The following is a 6,235-nucleotide window of genomic DNA, read 5'->3' as shown; positions in this document are numbered from 1 at the left end:
GGTGAAACGGATTTGGCCTTTTTTCCTGTAGACGCACGCTTGGGCCGTACTCGTGAATGGGGTGTTTCAGCCTTTTTAAATCAAGTAAAAGTAGACTTATGCTTGATACCTATGCATTATTTCGGGTCCGTGTGGGACCCGTCGGCGGAATTTACTGAGAAGTACGGGAGTACGCCCTTGTGGATACCGCAGAAAGACGGAGACTGCCGTCAGTGGTAGGCACTTGTGGATAGGCAGGCATATGTGAGGAGGATATTATGGCAGAAGAGATACGTCGGCGACGCACGCATATTGCCGATTATATATTGATGGGGGCGGCACTTTGTTTTCTCATTTCATTTCCAATGGAAGATTTCTTTTGGGGTGGATTGCTTTCTCATTTGAGCGGAGCAGCTCTTATCGGCGGTCTTGCCGATTGGTATGCTGTTACGGCTTTGTTTCGTAAACCTTTGGGCATTTCCTTCAAGACGGCTCTGATTCCTCGCAGTAAGACGCGTATTGCTGAAACGGCCCGACATATGATTGTCAGCGAGATTTTGACGGTTTCTAATATGTATTCGGTGCTGAAAAATCATCCTGTATTGGAAGCCAGTTTAACTTATTTACACACAAAAGAAGGATTTCAGTCGGCTGAACGAGTTTTGGGACAAGTGTTGAACACCTTCTTGTATACCGTTGATTTACGGGCCATTGTCGAAGCATTTTCTCGCTATGGAGAAGGGGCTATTGAACGGATTCATATTGCACCCATGATGTCCAAGGCCGTTAAGGCCGGTCTTTCGGGTGAAGCGGGAGATGCTTTTGTGGATTTTGTTGTTCTCACGGGCGAACAGTTGACTGAAAGCAAGACTTTACATGCATATATCGGAGATATTTATAAAGAATCATTACATCAATATGAAAAACGGAACTTTGTCTATGCACTTGTTGTCAAAGCGGCACTGGCCAGTGATGTATTCAGTCCCGAGAACGTAGCTACGGTTTTGCAACGCAAGCTAAGAGAAAAATTGGCACAAGTGAAGGTAAAAGGTACGCCTGAGCGAGAATCGGTTGTAAGCTTTATTTGGAAGCAAGCCGATCGGTTGGAACACAATCAGGAATGGCAAGAACGTATTGAGGCATATAAGATTCGGTTTTACAGGCATTTAATTTCTCGACCGGATATGAAGGAAGCTTGGCAGCGTTATGTACTGGATGAAGATCGTCAGAGTCGGGTCTGCTATTCAGCTGCTTCATATGCTATTGAACGGTTGGAGTCGTGGAAATCAAGCCCTGACCAGGTAGATCAGTTAAATCGCTATATTCTGGCTTTAGCGGCAAGAGAGCTGAAGCGAGTGCAGGAATGGTTCGGTAAGACGGCGGAAGAAGAAATTCTCAAGTATGATACCGGTGTTTTGGCAAAGCAGTTAGAATCCGGTGTTTGGTATGATTTGCAGATGATACGTATTAACGGCTCTCTGGTAGGGGCTGCTTTGGGAACGCTTATTTATATCGGAATGTTCATTGCGAAGGGAGGCCAATAGTATGAATTATCGTCAACGGGCGGATTTGATTTTGGCCTTGTCTTTCATCTGCTTTTTCGGTGTTTTCTGGTATTGGTGTACCCATGAAGTGACACTTGGCATAAAGTTGGCTCTGTTTGTCTTTCAATCGGCTTTAATCGGCAGTATTGCCGACTGGTTTGCCGTTACGGCTTTATTTGAAAAGCCTCTCGGCTTTCCGTGGCACACGGAATTGGTGCATACACATCGCAATCAAATTATAGACGGCATGACACAAATTGTGTCGGAAAAGCTTTTACAGCCTCATATGTGGCGTGAAAAATTGTATAAAATCTCCTTTGTTGAAACTTTTAATAAGTGGTTGGATACGACTGAGGGTAGAGAACGGTTTCGTAACCTTCTGTATGAAGGAGCTAAACAGATTTATACATATACAGGAAAAGAAGATACGCAGGAAACGATTATCCGCCATATTCGCGACTATTTGAAACGGCAACCTTTATTAACTATTGTGCAGGATCGATTCATAGCTCTGTTAGAAGACGAGCAGAGTCACTTATTGGATGATGGAATCGGCTTATTAAAAGAAGGTGTCGCTACGGACGGATTCAGAAAAATTTTAGAACAATCGTTAAAGGAATGGCTGAACGAATCGAAGACGACACCTCATGTTATTGTTATGCTTAATCGCTTTACGGGTATGGTCGATATGAGCAAGATAGCCGCTGATGTACAAAGCGGCCTGTTGGCTTGGCTTACGAGTTGGGAAAAAGCGGACCCTGTTAAACGGCAGTGGTTATGCCGAAAACTGGAAATGCGCCTGTACTCCATGAACGGGCAGCTTACGTATACGGTACAGAGTTGGCAAGATAGATTTGTTGATTCTCTACCCATTGAAAAATGGTTTAAGGCCACCTATAAAACCAGCCAGAGCTATTTTGCCACAGGTCCTATAGGTAAGGAAAAGTTGCAGGATTTGTTGGAAAGTGAGTTTATGAATTATTTGGACTACTGCAATGAACATCCGGAAATCAAGCAATGGCTCGATGATCAGATTCGCCGCTGTGTTGAAGTGGTGCTCGAACACGAACACTCTCTTATCGGTGTCGCCGTACGTGAAGTATTGTCGGGGTTTGATAAGCGTAAATTCAACGAATTCTTGGAAAATAAAGTTGGTGAAGATTTGGCGTGGATTCGCATTAACGGGGCACTGGTAGGCTCAGTTATCGGCCTTCTGGTCTTCGGCTTTGTAGAAGGTCTTTATGCTCCTCACGTAGCTCCCTTTATCCGAGCGTTCTTCCTTTCATAAGAAAAAGCCATGGAAAAATCCATGGCTTTTCTGTTATTTAAGAGGACTGATCATATATTTAGCAGACTCTTTTATGAAATCATAAAAGAGTTGTTTTGCGAAGTAGTTGGAGGCATACATTTCTTCCGGATGAAATTGATAGGCTTGTAAATAAGGATAGTCTTGCAGCTCCAAAGCTTCTACCACATCGTCTTTGGCTCGGGCCGTTACGACCAGACCTTTGCCGACCTCTTTTACGGCTTGATGATGTAGCGAATTGACAGACCATTCCGTCTTTTTTAAAATGTCTTGTAATCGAGAGTGGGCTTCAATCATTATGGTATGTGCCGGAAGATCTCGATTTCCTTTTAAATTATGGGCAACGGATTCTTCGGGCATATAGGAGATATCTTGATACAAGGTACCGTCGTGGAAGACGTTCACAACTTGTAGGCCGCGGCAAATTGCCAGAATCGGCAGCTTTCTCTTTTCTGCCGATTCAAGGAGCAGAAAGTCAAAGCGATCACTTCCGGGATTTAGGGGCCCGCACTTAGGTAATACATCTTCACCGTAGCGGGGGGGATAGATATCTTGCCCACCTGATAAAAGCAGTCCGTCTAAATGAGATATCATATTTTCCACAGCTTCCGTATCATCCGTATACGGGAGGATAAAGGGTGTACCACCGGCATCGGTAACTGCGCGGATATAGGCATCGTTAACACCTGAACGAAGGGGAGCTGGGCGGGTGCCAAAACAATTGCCGCTAATTCCGATAAGGGGTCTTAACATATGAATCGCCTCGTTTCGATTAATTTACAGTGTCAGTGATTCTAGCATAGGCTCAGGCCGTGTGTCAATGTAATAAAGGGGGAAAAATCATGCAAACCTATACGGTTGTGAATGAGAATATAATTAAGGACTTGGTCGCTATTGTAGGGAATAAGTATGTGCTGACGGAAAAGGACAGACTTTTTTTATACGGTCAAGATGAGGGGGCGGAACGTAAAGCTTATAGATTGCCCGAAGCCGTGGTATTACCGGCCACGACAGAAGAGGTAGCCGCTGTGATACAACTGGCTGTCAAATACCATATAGCCGTCATTCCCCGCGGTGCCGGAACAGGTCTTGAAGGCGGGGCTGTGGCTAATGAGTATGGAGGCATTATATTGTCGACAGAACGCATGAATGCCGTTTTGGAAATTAATGACGAGTGCCTGTATGCACGTGTTGAAGCAGGGGTTATTACAGCAGATTTGCAGAGAATGGCCGCTGCAAAGGGACTTCTTTATGCCGGGGACCCCTGTAGCGGTGACATTTGCTTTATAGGCGGTAATGCGGCTACCAATGCCGGCGGCAATCGTGCCGTAAAGTACGGGACGACACGAGATCAGGTTTATGCCGTTAAAATGGTAACGCCTAAAGGGGAGATTGTCGAATTGGGCGGTCGCCTGAAAAAGTCCTCTACCGGATATGCTTTAGAAAAAGTTGTTATCGGAGCCGAAGGAACTTTGGGAATTATTACGGAAGTTACTGTCCGGCTGGTTCCCTTGCCCCCTGTAAGCGTCCATATACTGTCTGTTTTTTCATCGACACAGGAGGCGTTGTCACTGGTAACCGTCTTACCTAAAAATCGGATAGAGACAACTTGTCTGGAATTTATGGATAATGAATCGATACGTGCCGTAGAGCGTTTTACCGGAGAGCGACAAGTGGCGTCTGAAAAGGGTAATTATATGATCATTCAGGTAGATTGCCGCAATGAAGATGAGGCTGACGACATTTGTATGCAGGTTGATAAAATTTGTCGGACCTGCGGGGCTACAGAGGTTTTTATGGCTGATGCCGATAAAATTTGGAAAGCACGAAAGATTTTTTCCGAAGCCTCCGGGGCAGAAGGGCCTGTCGCTATGGAGGACTTTGTTGTTCCCCCGGATTGTATTGCAGAGCTTCTTCAGGAATTGCGGAATATCGGTGAACGTACGGAGTTGTGTTTTCGCGGCGTAAGTCATGCGGGAGACGGCAATATTCATTTGGATATTTTAAGAAACGGACTGACTGATGCAGAATGGGAACGACGTTTGGCAGAATACGAAAAAGAAGCCTATACCGCTGTTTATGCCAAAGGGGGCAAGATATCAGGAGAACACGGTATAGGAACTGTCAGAAAGGCCTTTATGGTAACGTATACGGACCCTGTGGAGCTTGAATTAATGAAGGCTCTGAAAAAGGCCTGGGATCCGGATTTAATTTTGAACCCCGGAAAAATTTTTGATATTGATAAATAAAAAAGGTAGCCCTTGCAGTATGACTGTGAGGGTTACCTTTTTTATTTAACGGGAACGCCTGTGCCGTCAAACTTCGGAATGAAGCGACTGTCGGCACTTTCTTCTTCCTGTACAAAGCCGTCTTCAATGGTCGTCGAAAACAAATATTGCTCTACTTGGCTGTATTCGGAAGCTGTCAAAGGATGAGCGATTTCCGGATATTCATGAGCCTTACCGTGCGGTATGTACTGGCGCATAAGGCTGAATAGGACCTGGCCTTCCGAAAAATTGTTTTCCACCCAATCTATGACTCGTTTGGAGTTTTCCGTGTTTCCCGGCAAAATAAGGTGCCGAATAATAACGCCGCGCGTCAACAATCCCCGGTCATCCGTCTCAAAGGGGCCGGTTTGTTCGTACATTTCTTTGATAGCTCTTGTAGCTACCCGGGGATAGTCGGAAGCGGCACCATAGCGAGTGGCTGCAGCCTCGTCCAGATACTTTAAGTCGGGTAGCCAAATTTGAATTTTGTCTTTTAAAAGACGTATGGTTTCAATCTTTTCATAACCGCCACAATTATAGATCACCGGAACCGACAAGTGGGTATCCAGACTTTCGGTTACGGCTCGTATGTAATGAGTCGGTGTGACCAGATTGATATTATGTGCTCCTTGAGAGATGAGATCGGTATAGATCTTTTTTAGGATTTCAGGGGTTACGGCAATGCCTGAATCTCGATGACTGATTTCCGCATTTTGACAAAAAACGCATTGTAAGTTACACCCGCCGAAAAAAACGGCACCAGATCCGTTTGTGCCGCTAATGCACGGTTCTTCCCAATGATGCAGTGCGGCTCTGGCCACAGTAGGTTGAAAGGCTTTACGGCAAAACCCTGTTTTCAGCGGCACGGCATTTGCGTAGAGGGAACGTGCCATATTACAATTTCGGGGGCAATCATTACAAATTAAGGTCTGAGAATCTTCCATAGTCTTACCTATCCTTGTTAGCTGGTTTTCATGTTTCTTCATAAAAGAAGAGGTCGACCTTAGTATAAGGTCGACCTCTTTCAGATGCAAGGTAGTCGTATAACAAATTAGTGTACTTCTACCGTTTCTTCATCAAAGTGTTTAGCAGCGGGATCGCTGTTTTCCATTTCCTTCAAACGTTTGAGTTCGATAGCT

General features: G+C 45.1%; 5 protein-coding genes and 1 pseudogene. 4 read left to right on the top strand and 2 right to left on the bottom strand.

The features are described 5' to 3' along the window. The 3 genes and pseudogenes from PGX78_RS00940 to PGX78_RS00930 form a co-directional block, all read left to right on the top strand. Positions 1–219 (top strand): annotated as a pseudogene (locus PGX78_RS00940) (MBL fold metallo-hydrolase); the annotation flags it as partial. 38 nt (positions 220–257) lie between these two features. Further along, the gene (locus PGX78_RS00935) at positions 258–1,523 is read left to right on the top strand and encodes a DUF445 family protein (RefSeq protein WP_270444897.1); all 1,266 of its coding nucleotides are present in this window, start codon (positions 258–260) and stop codon (positions 1,521–1,523) included. 1 nt (position 1,524) lies between these two features. Beyond that, entirely contained in the window at positions 1,525–2,811 is a 1,287-nt protein-coding gene (locus PGX78_RS00930; protein WP_006940862.1) for a DUF445 domain-containing protein, read from the top strand. A 33-nt stretch (positions 2,812–2,844) separates the two neighbouring features. On the opposite strand, the gene PGX78_RS00925 is transcribed toward PGX78_RS00930, so the two are convergent. Beyond that, positions 2,845–3,582 carry a gamma-glutamyl-gamma-aminobutyrate hydrolase family protein gene (locus PGX78_RS00925; protein ID WP_270444894.1) on the bottom strand — a complete coding sequence of 246 codons (738 nt, stop codon included), beginning with the start codon at positions 3,580–3,582 and terminating at the stop codon, positions 2,845–2,847. 89 nt (positions 3,583–3,671) lie between these two features. Between PGX78_RS00925 and PGX78_RS00920 the strand changes: the two genes are divergently transcribed. Continuing rightward, positions 3,672–5,078 (top strand): FAD-binding oxidoreductase, encoded by a 1,407-nt coding sequence (locus PGX78_RS00920; RefSeq protein WP_270444893.1) that lies wholly within the window; start codon positions 3,672–3,674, stop codon positions 5,076–5,078. A gap of 41 nt (positions 5,079–5,119) precedes the next feature. On the opposite strand, the gene PGX78_RS00915 is transcribed toward PGX78_RS00920, so the two are convergent. Then, the gene (locus PGX78_RS00915) at positions 5,120–6,040 is read right to left on the bottom strand and encodes a 4Fe-4S cluster-binding domain-containing protein (RefSeq protein WP_270444890.1); all 921 of its coding nucleotides are present in this window, start codon (positions 6,038–6,040) and stop codon (positions 5,120–5,122) included. Positions 6,041–6,235 lie beyond the last annotated feature (195 nt).

It is taken from the genome of Megasphaera sp. AF13-6AC (genome assembly GCF_027685385.1).
In the GTDB taxonomy this organism is placed as follows: domain Bacteria; phylum Bacillota; class Negativicutes; order Veillonellales; family Megasphaeraceae; genus Megasphaera; species Megasphaera micronuciformis.
This window is presented reverse-complemented; position numbering and strand designations above follow the sequence as displayed.